This is a genomic window from Limnohabitans sp. 2KL-17 (genome assembly GCF_003063415.1).
Lineage (GTDB): Bacteria > Pseudomonadota > Gammaproteobacteria > Burkholderiales > Burkholderiaceae_C > Limnohabitans_A.
In genome coordinates, this window is the sequence record NZ_NESK01000004.1 from 33,243 (window position 1) to 53,546 (window position 20,304).

General features: G+C 60.6%; 20 protein-coding genes. 11 read left to right on the top strand and 9 right to left on the bottom strand.

What is annotated here, in order from left to right; translation table 11 throughout:
* Positions 1-20: 20 nt before the first annotated feature.
* The 5 genes from B9Z45_RS02675 to B9Z45_RS02695 all read right to left on the bottom strand — a co-directional run bounded on the left by B9Z45_RS02675 (position 21) and on the right by B9Z45_RS02695 (position 6,089).
* Entirely contained in the window at positions 21-911 is an 891-nt protein-coding gene (locus B9Z45_RS02675) for a spore coat protein U domain-containing protein (protein ID WP_108405695.1), read from the bottom strand.
* Entirely contained in the window at positions 908-3,322 is a 2,415-nt protein-coding gene (locus tag B9Z45_RS02680) for a fimbria/pilus outer membrane usher protein (RefSeq protein ID WP_108405696.1), read from the bottom strand. The genes B9Z45_RS02675 and B9Z45_RS02680 overlap by 4 nt, the downstream gene beginning before the upstream one ends.
* Before the next feature lie 27 nt (positions 3,323-3,349).
* Complete coding sequence (locus B9Z45_RS02685) at positions 3,350-4,066, bottom strand: molecular chaperone (RefSeq protein ID WP_158270363.1); 717 nt, start codon at positions 4,064-4,066, stop codon at positions 3,350-3,352.
* A gap of 151 nt (positions 4,067-4,217) precedes the next feature.
* Positions 4,218-4,718: a spore coat protein U domain-containing protein gene (locus B9Z45_RS02690; RefSeq protein WP_108405698.1), complete on the bottom strand. Its 501-nt coding sequence runs from the start codon at positions 4,716-4,718 to the stop codon at positions 4,218-4,220.
* 153 nt (positions 4,719-4,871) lie between these two features.
* The gene (locus tag B9Z45_RS02695; RefSeq protein ID WP_108405699.1) at positions 4,872-6,089 is read right to left on the bottom strand and encodes a C45 family peptidase; all 1,218 of its coding nucleotides are present in this window, start codon (positions 6,087-6,089) and stop codon (positions 4,872-4,874) included.
* Between the two features lie 180 nt (positions 6,090-6,269).
* Here B9Z45_RS02695 and B9Z45_RS02700 point away from each other — a divergent pair, with 180 nt between their 5' ends.
* Positions 6,270-7,769 (top strand): M81 family metallopeptidase, encoded by a 1,500-nt coding sequence (locus B9Z45_RS02700; RefSeq protein ID WP_108405700.1) that lies wholly within the window; start codon positions 6,270-6,272, stop codon positions 7,767-7,769.
* A gap of 41 nt (positions 7,770-7,810) precedes the next feature.
* On the opposite strand, the gene B9Z45_RS02705 is transcribed toward B9Z45_RS02700, so the two are convergent.
* On the bottom strand, positions 7,811-9,049 hold the full coding sequence (locus tag B9Z45_RS02705; protein WP_108405701.1) for an MFS transporter: 1,239 nt from the start codon (positions 9,047-9,049) through the stop codon (positions 7,811-7,813).
* Between B9Z45_RS02705 and B9Z45_RS02710 the strand changes: the two genes are divergently transcribed.
* Positions 9,040-9,417 (top strand): hypothetical protein, encoded by a 378-nt coding sequence (locus tag B9Z45_RS02710; RefSeq protein ID WP_370445798.1) that lies wholly within the window; start codon positions 9,040-9,042, stop codon positions 9,415-9,417. The genes B9Z45_RS02705 and B9Z45_RS02710 overlap by 10 nt on opposite strands.
* 42 nt (positions 9,418-9,459) lie before the next feature.
* Positions 9,460-10,032 (top strand): thermonuclease family protein, encoded by a 573-nt coding sequence (locus tag B9Z45_RS02715; RefSeq protein ID WP_108405771.1) that lies wholly within the window; start codon positions 9,460-9,462, stop codon positions 10,030-10,032.
* Between the two features lie 67 nt (positions 10,033-10,099).
* Here B9Z45_RS02715 and B9Z45_RS02720 read toward each other — a convergent pair whose 3' ends face one another.
* Both B9Z45_RS02720 and tsaD read right to left on the bottom strand, forming a co-directional pair.
* Entirely contained in the window at positions 10,100-11,389 is a 1,290-nt protein-coding gene (locus B9Z45_RS02720; protein ID WP_108405703.1) for a branched-chain amino acid ABC transporter substrate-binding protein, read from the bottom strand.
* Positions 11,390-11,452: 63 nt separating this feature from the next.
* A complete protein-coding gene (gene tsaD, locus B9Z45_RS02725; RefSeq protein ID WP_108405772.1) occupies positions 11,453-12,496 on the bottom strand; it encodes a tRNA (adenosine(37)-N6)-threonylcarbamoyltransferase complex transferase subunit TsaD in 1,044 nt (347 codons plus the stop codon).
* 121 nt (positions 12,497-12,617) lie between these two features.
* Between tsaD and B9Z45_RS02730 the strand changes: the two genes are divergently transcribed.
* The 6 genes from B9Z45_RS02730 (at position 12,618) to B9Z45_RS02755 (ending at position 17,279) form a co-directional block, all read left to right on the top strand.
* The gene (locus B9Z45_RS02730) at positions 12,618-13,307 is read left to right on the top strand and encodes a substrate-binding domain-containing protein (RefSeq protein ID WP_108405704.1); all 690 of its coding nucleotides are present in this window, start codon (positions 12,618-12,620) and stop codon (positions 13,305-13,307) included.
* A 64-nt stretch (positions 13,308-13,371) separates the two neighbouring features.
* A complete protein-coding gene (gene ybiB / locus B9Z45_RS02735; protein WP_108405705.1) occupies positions 13,372-14,271 on the top strand; it encodes a DNA-binding protein YbiB in 900 nt (299 codons plus the stop codon).
* Positions 14,268-15,056 (top strand): uroporphyrinogen-III C-methyltransferase, encoded by a 789-nt coding sequence (cobA, locus tag B9Z45_RS02740; RefSeq protein ID WP_108405706.1) that lies wholly within the window; start codon positions 14,268-14,270, stop codon positions 15,054-15,056. Before ybiB ends, cobA begins: the two co-directional genes overlap by 4 nt.
* Before the next feature lie 43 nt (positions 15,057-15,099).
* Positions 15,100-16,347 (top strand): NAD(P)/FAD-dependent oxidoreductase, encoded by a 1,248-nt coding sequence (locus B9Z45_RS02745; protein WP_108405707.1) that lies wholly within the window; start codon positions 15,100-15,102, stop codon positions 16,345-16,347.
* A 164-nt stretch (positions 16,348-16,511) separates the two neighbouring features.
* Positions 16,512-16,724, top strand: coding sequence for a 30S ribosomal protein S21 (gene rpsU, locus B9Z45_RS02750; RefSeq protein ID WP_108287360.1), 213 nt, complete (start codon positions 16,512-16,514; stop codon positions 16,722-16,724).
* A 108-nt stretch (positions 16,725-16,832) separates the two neighbouring features.
* Positions 16,833-17,279, top strand: coding sequence for a GatB/YqeY domain-containing protein (locus B9Z45_RS02755; protein ID WP_108405708.1), 447 nt, complete (start codon positions 16,833-16,835; stop codon positions 17,277-17,279).
* A gap of 86 nt (positions 17,280-17,365) precedes the next feature.
* Here B9Z45_RS02755 and pmbA read toward each other — a convergent pair whose 3' ends face one another.
* Positions 17,366-18,865 carry a metalloprotease PmbA gene (gene pmbA / locus B9Z45_RS02760; RefSeq protein WP_233252044.1) on the bottom strand — a complete coding sequence of 500 codons (1,500 nt, stop codon included), beginning with the start codon at positions 18,863-18,865 and terminating at the stop codon, positions 17,366-17,368.
* On the opposite strand from pmbA, the gene yjgA reads away from it, so the two are divergent.
* Together yjgA and mog are read left to right on the top strand one after the other, a co-directional pair.
* Entirely contained in the window at positions 18,864-19,529 is a 666-nt protein-coding gene (gene yjgA / locus B9Z45_RS02765; protein ID WP_108405709.1) for a ribosome biogenesis factor YjgA, read from the top strand. The two genes, pmbA and yjgA, sit on opposite strands and share 2 nt — an antisense overlap.
* A complete protein-coding gene (gene mog, locus B9Z45_RS02770) occupies positions 19,522-20,118 on the top strand; it encodes a molybdopterin adenylyltransferase (RefSeq protein WP_108405710.1) in 597 nt (198 codons plus the stop codon). The genes yjgA and mog overlap by 8 nt, the downstream gene beginning before the upstream one ends.
* Positions 20,119-20,304: the final 186 nt, after the last annotated feature.

Genomic DNA, 20,304 nt, shown 5'->3' on the forward strand with positions numbered 1-20,304 from the left:
AGGGGGCTGAATAATTCTCTTCAATAAGTGATGGTCAGCGTTCGGACCTCGCTGGCCGTACACGCAGCGCCATTGCAGGTGCCGGATTGACCACTGGCCATGGACCCATTGATCGTTGCACTCTGCGCCAATCCGTTGCCGGTCTGGACGCCTGTTTTGCTGAGTGACAAGCTGTAGTTCAGCCCCAACAAGCTGCCGAACGTTGAGTCCAAAGACATGTCGTAAGTCGTGTTGCTTAGGCAGGTCACAGCAAAAGACGTGCTGGCCAAACTCGCGGTGGTTTGAAAGGATGTGTACACGAAGTTGACGTTCCCCGGCGGCGAACTCAGCGCGCACTTGCCCGCCACAGCCAGTGAGACACCGAAGGTCTGAACCGTGGGGGCGATGTCTGTCGATGCCAAGGCCGCGCTGCTGCCTTGGTAAAGCTTGGCAGTTTGGGTGTCCAGGTAGGTGCCTGCACCGACATTTTGTGCGGACGGCACAGAGATGTAGTAATTCAAATAGACGGTCGTAGACGCCGTGGAAGTCAGACTGCCCTTGATGCGGTTGCTGGAGACATCGTTCCACACTTGGCTGTTCCCGACATCACGCCATGTGTTGTAGGCAATCACCGAGGCCCCGTTGCGCGCCCGACTTTGACTGCCACTCAAATTGACCCCACCGCTGAGGCCCAGCTCGTAATAAACCGTGTCGGTGTTGCCACCTGTCTTGGTGCAGTTGATGGTGACCGTCCCCGTGCCGACCAACTGCGAGGGCGAGATGGGGTCGTAGGCCAGGGAAATGCCGGAAACCGAAGACAAGGCACAGCTGAATGGACCCGCCTGGGCAACCGGTGAAATGAGCCACAGCCCCAGACCTAAAAACGCACCCACAGCCCTCGCCGCATGGCCCCAAAAAATTCTCTGAATCATGGTGTGGTCTCCCGGCAAGTCACAGGGCCAAGCCGAATGATTTCAGCATCGACGGCACCAGGAAGATCAACCTGTGCTTTGCAGTCATACCCTTCCCATTTGAGCGCGATCGTGTTGCGCTGTTGCAGCCCGGTCAGAAACACCTCGCCACGCCGCGCCACGAAAAACTCTTTCCCGTCGCCCACCAGCTCAACCCGGGTGCCTGCAGGCACGGGCGAGCCATCGGGCGTGACCACTTTCACCAACGCGCCTTGCCCCGATCGCACCGGAAACTTGACGGCCACACCACTTCGCCAAGCGGGCACGGCGGTGGCCTCAATGCTGTCCAGTTCTGCGCTCATGGGCAGGTCGTTGGCATTGAGTCGAATGGTGTTGGTTTGGTAGGCCGACAGGCGAGGCAACATGGCAAAGCCGTCTTTGTCAGTGTGTGTGAGGGTCTCGCCCTGGAAACCCACCCCCACATTGGGGTAGCCGGGCACATGGACCAGGGCAAAGCTGTTTTGCAATCTGCGTGCCGTAAAAAATCGCCCATCCATGAACACCGCAGCCCCCTGCGCATTCAGGCGAAGGGTATGCGTTTGACCGGAAGTGGCCAGATCAGCCCCGAGAAAACCGCGGCCACTTTGGTAGTAAACGCCGCCCTCGGCATAGTCTTCGCTGACCCGATGGCCGCCAAGAACACGCCAGCCCACCCCGGTTTCGTTGCCGATCGGCTCTGTTGCGGCCGTATAGCCTTCCCAGCCCTGCCGGGTCTTGCTCAATGAAGCCGTGACCACCCGCTGCTTGTCCAGTGGCAACAACAATGAAACACCGACCGTGTAACCCGATTGATTGCCTGACACGCGGGTGCCACTGAAAATCAGTGTGCCGCGTTCAGCCACGCGCATGGCGTAACTCGTCGTGATCACCTTGCTCAAGCCCTGATCGTGACTCAGCAGTCGCGCCAAACTCAAACCCACCGAAGCCTTGTCATCGAAGGTGTGCCGAAGGTTGACGGCTTGCTCTTCCTTGTACGCCCGCTCTGTGGGGCTGAACCCCAGCTCCCGGTAATCGCGTGAGGCTTTGACCAGCCGCAGGTTCACACCGTTGTTCAAATCCTGATGGTCAAGCCCCAGCAACAGCTTGCTTCCTCTGAGATCGGAGGCGTCGCGGCTGGTGGCCAGCGCAGCTTGACCCAGTGCCTGGAAGGGCAATTGGGTGTTGATGCCCACGCCTGCCGTTTGCAGTGGTTTGGACCATTCGGCGCGGCCCTCAAGGGTCAAAGTTTTGGTCAGACCTTGCCGGTAAAGCCCTGACGCAAACGCATCTCGGTAGTCGGCACTCAGGGTGCCCAGATTGAAGCGCTCTTTGCCCACGTTGACACTCCAGTCACGCAAGCCTTGTTCAAGCAACTGGCTGCTGGTGAAAAACGGGGAAACGATCACGGTTTCTCGGCCCAACAAATCCCTGACCACGACACGCGCCTCACCCGCACCCGTGATCTGCGTGAAGTTCTCGACCGTGAAGGGCCCTGCAGGAACATTCGAGATTTGCCGCAGTGCATTGTTGACATACAGCTCCAAAGTTCCCGGGCTGCTGGCAGACCCTGCAAGCGTTGGCAGGGGTTGACTGAGAAACCCGGGTGTCAAACCAAAATTGGTGCCCAACTGGACGCCACCAAAAAACATGTTGCGGCCCCACAGGGATGCCCGGGTCGAGGTGTCACCCAGTCGCAGAGTCATGTTTTGGCCGTGAAAGTCTTTGGTCCAGGTCGTCTCCAAACGCCGCCATTCACTGGGCAAGTTGGGGTCGGTGCTGCCCAGATTTCGGCCTACTTGACTGGAGATCAAGGTCCCCATGCCTGTGGCCAGTCCGATTTCTGTCAACACCCCCGTGCTGTGGGGCGTCGTCACGCCTGTCCCTCGCGACACCGTGTGTGCCAGGTCGTAATTGACAAAAACCGACGGCGAGACGATGGACAGCGCCAGCGGTTTGGCGGCGTTGGTTTTCATCTGTGTCGTGGTGAACGCCTCGGGGGCGAACTCGAGCTGCAAGGCTTGGGTGCTGAAGTCAAAACGCGCACGGTAACCGGGCAAGGCAAACAAAGGCCACCAAGAGGCATCGCGAAATTCGATGGAGGCGGCGCCTGCTGGCAGAGAAATCCGCCACTGCTGGAGAATTTCCGGGGTCGCGTAAAGCTCGCCTTCGTGGTCGAGCAGCGTCCACTCGCCCACGGGTGCTTGGTTGAGGGTGACGTCCACCAACCTGAGGTGCGATGCTTTATGGGGTTTGCCGGGTTCACTGCCCTTGCGCTCAGCTTGGCCAGAGGCGTTCGCTTCGGGCACCTGTGTCTGTGCGTGCAAACCCCGCGCAGGCAGTGCTGCAAGCCAGGCCACCAACGCGCCCGCACAAATTGTCTGGAATCGAATCATGGGGTGACAGGTCGGGTCTGCTTCGATTCAGGGAATTTCAATCGTCTTTGTTTCGGTTTTCAGATCGTCGTAAACCAAGGTCAATTGAGCGATCCCTGGCGCCATGGCCGAAGGGTCTGCATCTTGCAGGGGCAGGCTCCGGCGAACGCCAGCCAAAATGTAGGGGCTGCCTTCTGTTTTTCCCAAAAGCAGGCCCCCACGGCGAATTTCAGCCGAACGCACTTGGGCATAGGCCGCGCCTGAGTTCAGGCACGACAGGCTGGGCTTGGCGCCCTCACCCTTGTCCCAGCCGCAATCGATTTTTCTACTGGCCCCCGAGGGTGTGATGAAAATGGGCATGTTCAGCACCAAGGCAATCGGCAATTGCAGCGTGGCGTCCTTGCGCCTTTCGGCTTCAGGGATTTCGCGCACCAAAAGGCGGTAGGTCATTTGCCTGGCCTTGTCACGCGGGATCAACAAACCCAGCCGAACCACTTGCCTCGAACGCGGTGGCAGGCGAAGACTGGGCGGGGAAACAATCAGGTCTTCTGTCGGCTCGGTTTTGTCGAGACCTTCCAGGTTTTGCATCCACTGGTACACATCGGCCTGAAGCACCACTTCTTCGTCGCCATCGTTCGTCAGTGTGATGGCCACGGCTTTGTCTCTGGGGTCAAAAAACAACCTCACCGGAGTCACTGAAAAAGCCCCTGCGTTGCAGGTCAAGCTGGCCATCAATAGGGCGATCAACGTCAAAATTTTTAGCATGTCACTCGGCACGAAGCCCGGTCTGATAAGGGGATAAAGACGTCTTTGCGCAAAGGTCTGCGGCGTTTGCACCAAATGGGCACGCACACTGGGCAGGACAATTCGCGCAAAGACAACATGCGAGTCAGGCATGTTTGAACGCCGGAGGGACTCAGTAAGTGATCGTCAATGTCCGGGTGTTGTTGGCTGTACCGGTTGTCACGGTTCCGTCTTGTGCAGCGGGAATCGTTCCGTGAACGTAATACATTTGACCGGTGAGGCCATTACCGGTCGCGGTGCTGATGCTGGCGTTGCCGTTGGCAACGGTTGCGTGACTCGAATTGCTCGTCAGATTCAAGGTGTAATTCAAGCCTGTCGTTCCATCAGTCAAACTGGCATTGTCCAAAGCCATGCTGTAGCTTTGGCTGTTGGTGCAACGCACCTGAAAGCTGGTGGTACCGGTTGTCGCGGTCGTTTGAAAAGACGTGTAAGCCAGATTGAGGTTGGAGATGGCGGTGGTCAAAGTACCGGTTGCACCAGCGCCGCTGAAGACCTCACATTTTGGCGTCAGCGTGACCCCCACGTTAAATTGTCCCGAAGCCGTCGCCGCCATGGCCGATGAAGCCAAGCCGCAAGCCACAACGGCGAAGCCCAATGCATATTTCCGAATCATGATCAATTTCCTTTGTAAATTTAGACGTGCGCCATTCGCACGCCTTAACAAAGCTTATTGATGGACTCCACTTCAGACCGTTACATAAGTCACCAACACGTATGTACCCTTGTATGTAGCGTTCTATGTACGGTTGTATAGCTCACAAAAAAATCAATGCATGCCGATCGGTGTAGGTTTTGTACGCACGGCTGCAGCCAAAGGCACCGGCTCAAAAGCCACCCGGCTGGGCACATCGCACGCCACCCACATGGCCGGGGGATAGGTTTGCATGATGATGCCCGCCACGCTCTCGACGCGACTCTCAGGCGGCACGCTGGGGTCGGGGCTGCGGCAGATGGACAAAAAGCCATCGGATTCGTCGCGCAAAAAATGCGCCAACCCGGCTTGCCCTATGGGGGTTTGCAGCGCGTGTTGCCCGGCTGTCGCCAAGCGGCTGTGACTCGACAAACCCGGCCCCACGGGGGCTTGTTCGCCCACCAGCGTCTCGCACACGAAGTGGTTGGTGTGCACCACCACGCCATCGGTGGGCGCAAGCTCGGCCCAACCCGCTGGCGACACCTCAAAACAAACGGCTTGTCCTTGTGCGTCTGCACAGGGCACATTGGAGGCGGCACCAAAACCCAGCCCCAGGTCAGTTTGCAGGGCTTGCAAACGCTCACGCGCTTGCACCACCGATCGGCAGTCGAGCAAGTGCCGCAGCAACACATGCACCGGCACGCCCAGGCGGCTGCCATCGCGCACAGAGCGCAATATGTTCAAGCCAATGGCAAAACCCGACTGGTTGATGCCGATCTTGGCCAGCATGCCCGCCTCGGTCAGGGTGGTGATGCTTTGTCCGCTTGGTCCCTGGGTGTGCAGCACCACCAGGGCTTCGCGCTGGCGGCCCATCCAGTCCCAGTTTTGCGCCAACCAGGCCTGCCCGGATTGGCTGGCGGCAGCGGTCACGCCCATGGCCGTGCACTCGCCGTCTTTCAGGGCGCTATCCCAGCTCGCCTGGGCCAGCCAGTCCGGCAGGCCGGCCGCGTGGTTGGCGGCCAGGGCGGCGTGCGCCAGTTGCGGCTCATCCGTGAAAAATGTGGGCGGCAAAATTTCGGTGCGGCAGTTCAGGGCCATCAGGCTGCCCAGGGTTTGGCCGCTGCCCTCGGCCATGCCGCGCAGTTCGTCCATCAAGTCGGCATCCACCTGCGCAATGACGCTTTCAAACCGCAGGCCTCGCTCGCAAGCACTGGCCCAGTCGATGCCGCACGCGGCAAACAGGCGGGCATAGGTGACCACACTGTGCTGTATGCGGCTTTGGGCCTGGCGGCCGTAAATCAGGCCACGCTGGTGGGCCGAGGCTGCGCCAAGGGTATTGATGCAAGGAAACATGCAGAGGCTCCTGAAAAAACAAGACGGTGCAACCACTGCACTTAACAGACCCAGTCTCAAACGGGAAGGTGCGCACTGTCAATCCGGTTCAATGCAAATCAGCAGTTCTGCTGGCACCTCGGTGACTGTGGCCTGCAAACCCTCAGGCACATCATGGCTGTCTGTTGAACTGGAGTTCCTATGCGCCTGCTGATTGCCATGATGATGCACGAGACCAACACCTTCTCGCCGGTGCCCACCGACTTGCAGCGCTTTGCGCTGGCCCAGGGTGAAGCGCCACCCTGCGGCGAGGTAGCGATCGCAGCGTTTCGCGGCACGGGCACAGCCACCGGGGCCTTCATTGACCTGGCCGAGCAGGCCGGGGCCGAATTCGAGCTGGCCCTGGCCGCCCACGCCGCGCCCAGCGGACTGGTGCACGACGAGGCCTACGAAGCCATGTGCCAGGCGATTTTGCAAGCGGTGGCGCAAGGCGGTTTTGACGGCATCTTGCTCGACTTGCATGGCGCCATGGTGAGCCAAAGCCACGAAGACGGCGAAGGCGAGTTGCTGCGCCGCATTCGCGCCATCGACCCCAAAACTCCGATGGGCGTGGCCTACGACATGCACGCCAACATGCACACCGACATGGTCGAATTGGCGCAAACCGTGGCGGGCTACCAAACCTACCCGCACGTCGACATGTACGAAACCGGCATGCGAGCCGGATCGGCTTTGCTCAAAATGATCCAGGGTCAAGTGCAACCCACCACCGCCTGGGGCCGCCTGCCCATGATCCCGCACATCATGCGGCAAAGCTCTCTGGACGAACCCAACCGCACCCTCCAGGCGCGTGCCCGTCAAATGGAAGCCGCCGGCGCCTTGTGTGCCAGCGTGTTCACTGGTTTTCCGCATGCCGACATCGAAAACGCCGGTCTGTCGGTGGTGGTGGTGACCGACAACGACCCGGCGCTGGCCGAGCGCTTTCGCGACGAGCTGATGCACATGGCCTGGGACAGTCGGGCGCAATGGGTTTACCAAGCCGAACCGCTGGCCCGGTCGGTGGCGCGGGCCAAAACGCTGACTGATTTTCCGGTGATGCTGCTCGACCACTGCGACAACGCGGCCTCGGGCGGCACCATGGACACCACAGCGGTACTGGCCGAAGTGCTGCGACAGGGTTTGCGCAAGGTGGCGGTGTTTGCCATTTTTGACCCTCAAGCCGTTCAAGAAGCCATACAGGCGGGCATTGGCGCGCAGGTGACTTTGCAAGTGGGGGGCAAGATGGCCATGCCGCTGATGCCGCACCGCAGCGAGCCGATTGAATTGCGGGGTGTGGTCAAGCTGATCTCGAACGGCAAATACCGCGTCAAAGGTCCGATGAGTCGGGGTGCCCTTCAAAACATGGGCCTGGCGGTGGTGATTGACACCGGCGAGGTCGAGGTGGCGCTGATTTCGCGCCACGTCGAGCCCTTTGATGTGAACGCTCTGCTGAGCCTGGGCATGGACCCGACGCAAAAAAACTTTGTGGTGCTCAAAAGCCGTGTGCACTGGCGCGCAGGGCTGGGTCAGCTGGCCCGAGCCACGGTGGAATGTGCCGGGGCGGGCGCTTGCACCTCGGACTACAGCGAACTGCAATTCAAGCGCCTGCGCCGCCCGATTTACCCACTGGAGGCGGACGTCACCTGGTCCACTGCGGGCTGATCGCGCTCAGACACTGCTGCGACATGAAACGCGCACCGGGTTCAGGCCGCCGACACCGCCGCGCGTTTGACGCGCCACAACAGCCACAAGCCAATGCTCAGGTTGAGCGCGTTCCACATCACCCCATTGAGGAAGGCCGCGTGGTACGAGCCCGTCAGGTCAAACACCTTGCCCGACATCCACCCCCCCAGGGCCATGCCAATCATGGTGGCCATGATGACGGCGCCCACGCGTGAACCAGCCTCCTTGGCCGGAAAATACTCGCGCACGATGATCGCGTAAGCCGGCACGATGCCGCCTTGGAACAGACCAAACAAAGCAGAAATGACGTAAAGCGACACCAGCCCGTTGAAAGGCAAAAACAACAGCAAGGCCACGCCCTGCAAGACCGATCCAAGCACCAGCGTGCGCAAGCCACCGATGCGGTCGCAAATAAGCCCCGAGATGAGCCGACTGGCGATGCCGCAGGCCAGCATGAGCGAGAGCATTTCGGCGCCGCGTGCTGCGCCAAAACCCAGATCGGTGCAATACGCCACGATGTGCACCTGCGGCATGGCCATGGCGACACAGCAGGCCACACCCGCCACACACAACAAAAACTGCGCCTTGTTCAGGCTCAACCCAAAAGGCTGCTGCGACTGCTGGGCCAGGGCACTGCCCGCCACCGGGGTTTGCAGCAAAGGTGGGCGCTGGCGCATGAGCAAACTCAGCAGCGCCATGCCGATGCCGCAAAACAGCCCCATGGCCACATAGGTGCTGCGCCAACCCACGGTCTCGACGCCGTGCTGCGCCAACGGCGGCCAAATGGCACCGGCCACATAGTTGCCACTGGCACAAACCGCCACCGCGATGCCTCGGCGCTTTTTCCACCACAAGGATGTGTCGGCCACCAAGGGCGCAAAAGTGGTCGAACTGCCGATCAACCCCAACAGCAAACCATGCGCGAGGGCAAACCACCAGATGTTGGACGACAAACTGGCAGCGATAAAGCCCAGCCCTGTGCCAAAACCGCCCAGCAACAAAGGCACATGCACCCCGGCCCGGTCGGCCCATCGGCCCATGTACAGACCCCCCAGGCCAAACCCCAGCATCATCAGGGTGTACGGAATGGACGCGTCCGCCCGGCTGACGCCAAATTCGGACTGCACGGCAGGCAACACCACGGCCACCACGTACATGCTGCTGCCGCCCAGGGTCATCAAGGCCAGGGTCACCAGCAAACGCCTGGCGGCATACGCAGAGTCGATCAGGTGTTCAGCGGCAGCGTTGGATGGGCTCATGGCTGCAGGTTAGCAGGCACGGGACAAGCCGATTGGCAAATGCGGGACAAGGACGCCATAAATTCAACAATGAAAATATTGACTATGATTTTGATGGTTTAAACAACAAAATCATCATGTCCAAATTATTTGCACTTCTGGCTTTGGCTCTTTGGTTCAACGCTGCCCAGGCGCAGGAAACCACTTGCACGGCTGCCGCGACCGAGAAGAAATTGGCAGGTGCTGCCAAAAACTCATTTCTCAAAAAGTGCGAGAAAGACGCCACGGCCAAGTGCGAAGCCGCAGCGACCGAACGCAAACTGGCTGGCGCCGCCAAAAACAGCAACGTCAAAAAATGCATCAAAGACGCTGTGGGTGAAACACCTTGATGGGTGCGCTGCAAGTGGTGCAGCGAAGCCGGGCTGACACCCATGCCTGATGGGGGTCTGCCCTGGCGGATCAGGTCATCCGTCCTCATCACCTGGCTGGTGTTCAGCGGGTGCTCGCTCGCTTTGGCCGATCAACTGCAAGGCCAGGTGGTCAAAGTGTCTGATGGCGACACCGTCACCGTGCTCGATGGACAGCACCAGCAGCACGTGATCCGCTTGGCGGGCATTGATGCGCCCGAAAAAAGCCAGCCTCATGGGCAAAAATCAAAAGCTTTTTTGTCACAAGCCGTGTTTGGCCGCCACGTGAGCGTGCAGTTTGACAAACGCGATCGCTATGGCCGCATCGTCGGTCAGCTTGTGGTTCAGGGGGAAGATGCCAATTTGCAGCAATTGCAAGCGGGTTGGGCCTGGCATTACAAGCAATACCAGCGCGAACAAACCCCACAGGATCGTACCGATTACGCCGAGGCCCAAGTCAAGGCGCGTGACAAAAATCTAGGGCTTTGGCACGGGCAACCGCCCCCAGAGGCGCCATGGGCTTACCGGGCCAGGCTGAAGTCCGAACGAGAAACAGCCCGCGACCACGCCTTCCAACATGAGGTCAGCCGCGAATAAGGCTTGAGAGAGTGCCTGGAATTGCCGGCCAAAAACTGGCTGCAAAATGGATCGGTGTGCTCAACGATCAGCCCGGACGCAGCATCTTGCACGTGTGGGCCAAGCGTGCCTGTTCGGCCGTGATCTGGCGCACCACCTTGAAACCGTAGCCAGAGCCCTCGACATCAAACGGCACACCGGGCGTTCCCTGGCGCGCCATCACGCCCACCACCAGCGCTTGCTGAAACTGATGGTCTTCGGCCCGCATGCTGCCGGTTTGTCCGGCCATGCTGACGCGGGATTTTTCAAGTTGCAAGGCCACGGCCACAGGCTCGGTGCTGCCCGCCTTCTCCACGGCTTGGGCCAAGGCCTCGACCATGAGTTGCATGCGCACGTGCACATAATCTTCTGAAGGTTTGGGGAAACGCTGACGGAAAGATTGGTAAAAGGCCTCGCTGGCCTTGCCTGGCACATTGGGCAGCCAGTCGGCCACGGCAATCACCCGACCCACACCCGCTTCGCCAATGGCAGCAGGCGAGCCCATGGCATTGCCGTAGAAGGTGTAGAACTTGCCCTCATAACCGGCTTCACGGGCCGCCTTGACCAAGAGCGTCAGGTCGTTGCCCCAGTTGCCAGTGATGACCGCCTGCGCACCACTGGCCTTGATCTTGGCCGCGTAAGGCAAAAAGTCTTTCACCCGGCCCATCGGGTGCAACTCCTCACCTGCGACCTTCACATCGGGGCGCTTTTCGGCCAGCTGTCGCTTGGCCTCGCGCAGCACGGCCTGGCCAAAGCTGTAGTCCTGGCCAATCAAATAGGCCGATTTGACGGTCTTGTCTTCACGCAAGACTTGCATCAGCGCGGTCATGCGCATGTCGGCATGGGCGTCAAAACGGAAATGCCAAAAGCTGCATTTCTCATTGGTCAACGCCGGGTCCACCGCTGAGTAGTTCAAAAACAGCACCCGCTTGGTTGGCTCGCGTTCGTTGTGCTTGTTGATGGCATCGATCAAGGCGGCCGCGTTGGCCGATGAGTTGCCCTGCAACACCACCTGGGCACCGTCGTCGATGGCCGACTTGAGGGCCGACAAAGCCTCTTCACTTTGGCCTTTGCTGTCATAACGCTCCAGCAACATGGCTTGCATGCCCTGTGGCGTTTTGATGCCGCCACGCGCATTGACACGTTCCACCGCCCAGGCGATGTTGCGCACCACCGCCTCACCTGCGTTCCCAAAGGGGCCGCTCAGGCCCTCGATCAGGGCCAGCTTGAGGGGTGCGGGTGATTGCGCCTGCACAGGCATGGCGAAAACACTCAGCGCAGCCAGCGCCAAACAAACTGAACGGCGAGGAAAAACCAAAAATCGAGAAAAAGAAAACATGTAAAAGCAGCGCCTGTCAAAGCACGAAATGGGCTTCAGAGGGACGCAGTGTAATGGGTTGGATCAGGCCAGTTCGTGCAGCGGCCAGCGGGGCTTGACGTCGAAGCTGTAGCGCGCCTCGGCTTGCTGGGCGCCGGCTTGCAGGCGCATGGCGGCGGCCATGGCGATCATGGCGCCGTTGTCGGTGCACAAATGCAACTCGGGGTAATGCACCCGCACCTGAACTTTGGCACAGGCGGCGTTGAGCTGGGCACGCAGCTCACGGTTGGCCCCCACGCCCCCTGCCACAACCAGGCGTTTCATACCACTGCCCTTGAGCGCTGTCATGGATTTTTTGACAAGCACTTCCACGATCGCGGCCTGAGTCGACGCGGCCAAATCGGCACGTTCCGGGGCGCCTTCGGTGTGGGCAGCGGGCCCAATTTTTTGACTCTGGGTCAGTACCGCCGTTTTCAGGCCCGCAAATGAAAAATCCAGATCACCGCTGTGCAGCAAGGGACGTGGCAGCTTGTAGGCCACGGGGTTGCCCTGCTCGGCCAGGCGGGACAGGCCCGGCCCGCCCGGATAAGGCAAGCCCATGAGCTTGGCCGATTTGTCAAAGGCTTCGCCAGCGGCGTCGTCAATCGACTCCCCCAACAGCGCATAACGGCCAACGCCATCCACCCGCATGAGCTGGGTGTGCCCCCCCGAAACCAGCAAGGCGATGAAAGGAAATTCAGGTGGGTCAGCACTCAAGAAGGGGGAGAGCAAATGGCCTTCCAGGTGGTGCACGCCCAACACCGGTTTGCCCAAAGACGCCGCCAGCGCACAGGCCACGCCCGAACCCACCAGCAAAGCCCCGGCAAGACCCGGACCCCGGGTGTAGGCCACCACATCGAGATCGGCCAATGCAACACCCGCCTCGGCCATGACCTGGCGCGTCAGCGGCAACACCTGGCGGATGTGGTCGCGGCTGGCCAACTCGGGCACCACGCCGCCATAGGCCTGGTGCATCTCGATCTGGCTGTACAAGGCGTGCGACAAAAGCCGTGGCAAAGCCTCGCCCGTGGTTTCCACAAGTGCCACACCGGTCTCGTCGCAAGATGATTCAATACCCAAAATTCGCATAACAGGTAGTTTAAGCGGGGCATGGTGGGTGGCTTGGGGCTTGGCCATAATCCTTGCAGAAGCGACGCCCCCACCTCGAAAGTAGCCTCGCGCCTTCAGGCCCCTCTTGCAAGCCCACACCATGACCACACTCCGACTGATTTCATCCATGGCCACCAAGCCGCTGCTGGCCGATCTGGTGGCGCAGTACAAGGCACAGGCCCATGATGTGCAGGTTCAGGTCGAATCGGTCGGCGGGGTGGACGCGGCCCAACGCGTGCAGGCGGGCGAGACTTTTGATGCGGTGGTGCTGTCCAGCGATGCCATCGACAAATTGATCGCCAGTGGCCATGTGCTGCCCGGCAGCCGAGTCGACCTGGTGCACTCGGGCGTGGCGGTGGCCGTGCCTGCAGGTGCAACGGTGCCCAACATTGCCACAGAAGAAGCGCTCAGGCAGGCGGTGCTGTCTGCACGCAGCCTGGGTTTGTCCACCGGCCCCAGTGGCGTCCAACTGAGCCGCCTCTTTGAACGCTGGGGCATCACAGGACAGATCGAGGGCCGCATCGTACAAGCCAAGCCCGGCGTGCCCGTGGGCGCCTTGATCGCGCAAGGCGAGGTGGCGCTGGGCTTTCAGCAACTGAGCGAGATGATGGGTGTGCCCGGCATCACCGTGCTTGGCCCCCTGCCCGATGCGGTGCAGATCAACACCACGTTTTCGGGCAGCGTGGCGGCCACCAGCCAACACGCTGAAGCGGTACGTGCCCTGCTGGCGTTTTGGGCGTCTGCGGCATGCAGCGAATCCAAGCGCCGCCACGGCATGGACGCAGCCTGAAACAGCGCTTCGGGGTCATACACATATAACGAACAGTTAGATCGACTCCGCCACAATCCGTGACATGGGGATCAGCCACTACATCAAGGAGATCGGCCGGGGCAAAGACGGCGCTCGGGCGCTCGGCCGCGTGCAGACCGTCGACCTGATGGGCCAGATCCTCGACCAGCAAGTCAGCGACCTGGAGTTGGGGGCTTTTTGTCTGGCCATGCGCATCAAGGGTGAGACGCCCGAAGAAATGGCTGGTTTTCTGGATGCCGTCTATGCACGCCTTCAAAGGGTGCAAACCCAAGGTGCGCCCGCCGTGGTGCTGCCCAGCTACAACGGTGCGCGCAAGCTGCCCGTGCTCTCGCCGTTGCTGGCCTTGTTGCTGGCCCGTGAAGGGGTGGCGGTGGTCCTGCACGGCACGGCCACCGAAGACAAACGCGTGAGCAGCCAGGCGGTGCTGGCCGAGTTGGGCATCAAGCCATCGGCGCCATCGCCAACCGTACAAGCGGGTGAGCTGCTGTTTGTGCCCACTGGCGCGCTGAACCCCGGCTTGGAGCGGTTGCTGTCTGTGCGCCGCGTGGTGGGCCTGCGCAACCCGGGCCACAGCCTGGTGAAATTGATGAACCCTTGCGACAACCATGCCCTGGTGGTGAGCAGCTACACGCACCCGGAGTATTTGCACTCGATGTCGGCCACTTTTGCACTGACCGGACAACACGCTCTGCTGCTGCGAGGCACCGAGGGCGAGAGCGTGGCCGACGCCAGGCGTACGCCGGCCATGGACGTTTTCAAAAACGGGCAGACGCTGCGCGTGCAAGCCCCCCAAGAAGGCCCATTGGCCCAAGTGCCCGACTTGCCGGGCACCGATGCAGCCGCCACTGCGGCCTACATTCGGCGGGTACTGGCCCTGGATTTGCCCGTGCCAGCGCCGATCGCGTTGCAAGTCCAACATATTCTGAACGAGGTGAAAGCATGAACACCACAGCCCGCCCACAAGGCCGCTGCACCCTGGTCGGTGCAGGCCCTGGCGACCCGGAGCTGTTGACGCTGAAAGCCGTCAAAGCGATTGCCAGCGCCACCTTGCTGCTGGTCGATGACTTGGTCAACGAGGCCGTGCTGGCCCACGCATCGCCCTCAGCCCGCATCGTGCATGTGGGCAAACGCGGGGGCTGCAAAAGCACGCCGCAGGCCTTCATCGACAAAATGATGATCACCGCCGTTCAAGAGGGCGAGCATGTGGTGCGGCTTAAAGGGGGCGATCCGTTCATTTTTGGCCGTGGCGGCGAAGAGGTGGAACACCTGCGTGCGGCGGGCATCGACTTGCAGGTGGTCAACGGCATCACCTCGGGTCTTGCGGGCATGAGCAGTCTGGGCGCACCCTTGACCCACCGCGAACACGCCCACGGCGTGGTGTTTGTGACCGGCCACGCCAAGCCCGGCGACACCGGCACCGATTGGGCCCAACTGGCGGCCACGGCCAAAGGCTCGAAACTGACGCTGGTGATTTACATGGGCGTGAGCAGTCTCGAGCACATCAGCAGCGGCTTGTTGCAGGGCCTGCCCGCGCAAACCCCGGTGGCCATCGTCCAGCACGCCAGCCTGCCAAGCCAGCGCCAAGCGCTGACCACGCTGGGCGAGTTGACGCGCACCATGGCCTGCGAAGGCCTGCAAAGCCCCAGCATCATTGTGGTGGGCGATGTGGTGCAAGGGGCGCGGGCTTGGGATGAGCAGCGGCATTTGTCACAGCAGCGCATGGCTTGAGGCCACGCAGAATTTGCGGGGCCCACCCACTACACTTCCCGGAATGAATACTTGGGATGTGGTGATCGTGGGTGCCGGTGCTGCCGGCTTGTTTTGCGCGGGCGTGGCGGGCCAGCGCGGGCTGAAGATGCTTGTCATCGACCACAGTGACAAGATCGCCGAAAAAATCCGCATTTCAGGTGGCGGGCGCTGCAACTTCACCAACCGCCTGCTCGACGCATCGGCCCCGCAAAAGCACTTCATCAGCCAGAACCCGAACTTTTGCCGTTCGGCCCTGTCACGCTACACCCCGCAAGACTTCATCGATTTGGTGCAAAAGCATGGCATCGCTTTTCACGAAAAGCACAAAGGCCAACTGTTTTGCGACCACTCGGCCGAGGACATCATCCGCATGCTGCTGGCCGAGTGCCAAGCGGGTGGCGTCGAAATTCGTTCCGGTTGCAGCGTGAAGACTGTGCGCCACCACACAGATGGCCACGCCCACTACAGCCTGGACACCGACCAAGGCACCGTACTGACCCCGTCCTTGGTGGTGGCCACAGGGGGCCTGTCGATTCCCAAAATCGGCGCCAGCGACTGGGGTTACCGCATTGCCAGCCAGTTTGGTCTGCGCCTGGTCGAGCGCCGACCCGGGCTGGTGCCACTGACTTTTGACGGCGCCGCCTGGGCGCCCTATGCCGAACTGGCCGGTCTGGCCTTGCCTGTGGGCATCGAGACGGGCGATAAAAAAGCCCGCATGCACTTTGACGAAGACTTGCTGTTCACGCACCGGGGTTTGTCAGGGCCTGGGGTGCTGCAGATTTCGAGCTACTGGCAAGAAGGCACCCCGATTCGCCTGAACCTGGCCCCCACGCTGAATTTGCCCGATCGTTTGCAAGAAGCCAAGTTGCGCTCCAAAAAACTGCTGGGCAACGAACTGGCCAGCCTGGTGCCCAGCCGCCTGGCCGATGCCTGGGTCAGCCAGGACCCGGCCTTGCAACGCACCGCCGCCGAAGTGCCCGACAAAGCCCTGAGCAAACTGGCCGAAGCTTTGTCCAACTGGTGCCTCACCCCCACCGGCAGCGAGGGGTACAAGAAAGCGGAGGTCACTTTGGGCGGCGTGGACACGCGCGACCTGTCCTCCCAAACCATGGCGTCCAAACAGCCGGGGCTGTATTTCATTGGTGAAGCGGTCGATGTGACGGGTTGGCTGGGCGGCTACAACTTCCAATGGGCTTGGGCCAGCGGCCATGCGTGCGCCATGGCACTTCCCGGGGCGGAAATTGCCCTGCCCCCCTCACCAAACGGCTGAAAAGTCGGCCTGAACCGGCCGGATTCAGGGTTATAATTTCAGTCTTTGCTGGCAAACCCCCGTCTGCCAAATACTAGTTCGTGACGGGGATCCGCCGAAACTGGGTTTCAAGGGCCCGATCTCCCTTGTTGCTGCAGCCGGCACATTTTTAGAAAATTGATTCAATGACCACCATCCGCGTGAAAGAAAACGAGCCGTTTGACGTCGCACTGCGCCGCTTCAAGCGCACCATCGAAAAGCTTGGCTTGCTCACAGACCTGCGTGCCCGCGAGTTTTACGAAAAGCCCACCACTGAGCGCAAGCGCAAAAAAGCAGCTGCTGTGAAACGCCATTACAAGCGCGTTCGCAGCATGCAATTGCCCAAGAAGATGTATTGATCTTCTTTGTATGACCCGCAAGGGTCTGCAAACAAGCCCGCTGGAGGACGCTCAGGCGGGCTTTGTCGTTTATGCCTCCTCCACTTTCAACCACGCCAGGAGCCTCTCATGAGCCTGAAAGAACAGATCACCGAAGACATGAAAACCGCCATGCGGGCCAAAGACGCCGAGCGACTTGGCGCTATCCGCTTGTTGCTGTCGGCCATCAAGCAAAAGGAAGTCGACGAACGCATTGAGCTGGACGATGTGACTGTGGTGGCCATCGTGGATAAACTGATCAAACAACGCAAAGACTCGATCACCGCTTTTGAACTGGCAGCACGCCAGGACTTGGCCGACAAGGAAAAGGCCGAAATGGCGGTGTTGGTGGCTTACCTGCCTGCACGCATGTCGGCCGAAGAAGTGACTGCTGCGGTGCGGGCCATCGTGGTCGATCTCGGGGCCAAGGGTCCGGGCGACATGGGCAAGGTCATGGGGGCTGTCAAAGCCCAACTGGCTGGCAAGGCCGACATGGCGGATGTGTCTGCCGCCGTGAAAGCCGCGCTGGCAGGCTAAGGCCAGGCAGGCCAGCGCTTCGTGCGCAGATCGACCCCAAAAAGGGAGCCTGCGCTCCCTTTTTCATGGCATCACCAGGGTGCAGCTCAGCTGCCCGCCACCTTCATGCGATTGACCAGAATCGAGCCCGTGCTCTTGGCACCCATGTTGTAGGCGTCTGCGCCAATGGCCTCGATGCCCATGAACATGTCCTTGAGGTTGCCGGCGATGGTGATCTCGTGCACGGGGTAGGCGATCTGGCCGTTTTCAACCCAGAAGCCGCTGGCACCGCGTGAATAGTCGCCCGTGACGTAATTCACGCCCTGCCCCATCAACTCGATCACGAACAAGCCGGTGCCCAGTTTGCGCAGCATCGCATCAAGGTCATCGCCTGCCTGAGTGAGGCGCGAGGTCAGCGTCAGGTTGTGCGAGCCCCCGGCGTTGCCCGTGGTCTTCATGCCCAACTTGCGCGCTGAGTAGCTGCTCAAGAAGTAGCCTTCGACACGCCCACCTGTGACCACCTTGCGTCGCACGGAGCGCACGCCCTCGTCGTCAAAAGGCGAGCTGCCTTTGCCGCGCATCACAAACGGGTCTTCTTCAACGTCAATGTGTTTCGGGAAGACCTTTTTACCCAGTGAATCGAGCAAAAAGCTGCTCTTGCGGTACAGCGCCCCACCACTCACTGCCTGCACAAAACCACCCAGAAGGCCCGCGGCCACCGGCGATTCAAACAGCACCGGGCATTCGGTCGTGGCAATCTTGCGAGCACCCAGGCGCGACAAGGCGCGCTCGGCAGCATAGCGGCCCACCACCTCGGGCGCAGCCAGGTCCGGGGCTGAACGCATCGAGGTGTACCAAGCATCGCGCTGCATTTCGGCGTTGCGCCCCGGCAGCTTGGCAATGGGGGCCACCGAAACACTGTGGCGCGAACTGGCATAGCCCCCCCGAAAGCCATGGGTGTGGGCACTGAAGAAATGGCTTTGCTGGGCAGACACGGCAGCGCCGTCACTGTTGGTGATGCGGCGGCTGGTTTGCAGCGCAGCGGCCTCACATTGCAAGGCCAGGCGAGCCGCTTGTTCGCTGTTGATCGACCAAGGGTGAAACAAGTCAAGGTCGCGGTGTTTCGTCTCGATATCGGCTTCATCGGGCAAACCGGCCATAGGGTCTTCGGCTGTGAAACGGGCAATATCGTAGGCGGCTTGCACCGTGCGCTCGATCGCCGCTTTGGAAAAATCCGAGGTGCTGGCGTTGCCCCGGCGGTGCTTCACATACACCGTCACGCCCAGCGATTTATCACGGTTTCGCTCCACATTTTCGAGTTCGCCCTTGCGCACGCTGACCGACAAACCGCAGCCTTCCGAGGCTTCGGCACCGGCATTGGTGGCGCCCAGCTTTTTCGAATGTTTCAGGGCAATGTCCACCAAGCCCTCGAAATGGTCACGGGAATAGCTGAAGCCATCATGCGGTTGTGATGAGGCGGTGACAGGGGTGTTTTTTTTCACAGAAATGGTCTCAAAGCAGAGTGTGAGCGTGCTGCTCGCGGTGGTCGCTATGATACTTGCCACCCAGCCTGTGCGCTGTCCTAGAGAACGAGTTCCCCCAGTCATGTCCCGTAAACCCAAAAAAGGCTATTTCGTCCGTGGTCAATTTGTTGCCGAAGGCAGCGAACTCGACCTGGAGTACAAGCGCGAACTCAAAGGCGGCCTGGAAGGTCCCAGCCGGACCGAACTCAAGCGCGAAAGCACCGAGTTACAAGAGCTGGGCACACAGTTGCTCACCTTGCGTCGTGACCTGATGGATGGTCTGAACCTGCCCGACAAACTGGCCGATGGCCTGGTTGAGGCCAACCGCATCACCAACTTTGAAGGCAAACGCCGCCAGATGCAGTTCATCGGCAAGCAAATGCGTTTGCTCAGTCCCGAAACACTGCAAAGCGTGCGCGAGGCGCTGGACATCCAACGCCTGGGCAGTGCCAAAGACACCCAATCGCTGCACTTGGCAGAAGCCTGGCGCGACCGCCTGATTGCCGACGATGCCGCCGTGGGCGAATGGCTCGCGCACTACCCGCAAACCGACATCCAGCAACTGCGCGCCTTGGTGCGGCAAGCCCGCAAGGACGCCGTACCCGTGACCAACGCGGCCGTCTCGCAAGGCCTGGCACCGCGCCAAAGCCGCGCCTACCGCGAAATGTTCAAACTGGTCCGAAGTATCCTGACCGGTGGCGAAAGCGATGCCAGCGACGACATACCCGAGGAGGCCAACGATGAGTGAAGCCCGCTACGACCCTGTCCGGATCGGCATCGTCTCGATCAGTGACCGTGCCAGCGCAGGCGTTTACGAAGACAAAGGTCTGCCGGCCCTGCAAGATTGGCTGACCCGCGCCCTGCTCAACCCCATCGGCTTTGAGCCACGCCTGATTCCCGACGAAAAAGACCGCATCAGTGCCACCTTGATCGAACTGGTGGACGCCGGTTGCAGCCTGGTCCTGACCACGGGCGGCACCGGCCCAGCTTTGCGCGATGTGACCCCTGAGGCGACTTTGGCCGTGGCCGACAAGGAAATGCCCGGCTTTGGCGAGCAAATGCGCCAGATCAGCCTGAAATTCGTCCCGACCGCGATCCTGTCACGGCAAGTGGCCGTGATCCGAGGCCAAAGCCTGATCATCAACTTGCCGGGGCAACCCAAATCAATCACTGAAACGCTAGAAGGCCTGAAAGACGCCGACGGACAATCCTTGGTGCATGGCATCTTTTCTGCTGTGCCGTATTGCATCGACTTGATTGGCGGCCCCTACATGGAAACGCGCGACGAAGTCTGCAAAGCCTTTCGGCCCAAGAGCGCCATCCGCGCAGCGCGCTGAGACCAGGCAAGCCCGACGCACGTAATTGCCACCAGTGCGGGGCCACTTTGCCCGATGCCAGCCTTTAAATACAACACTGACGACAACCAACCGGGCCCGTCGCCCTGGGTTAACCATTCGATTTGGGTATAATCCTTTTTCTCGGCAAGAGCGACAGCAGCACCTCCGGCTAGACCACCGCCACAG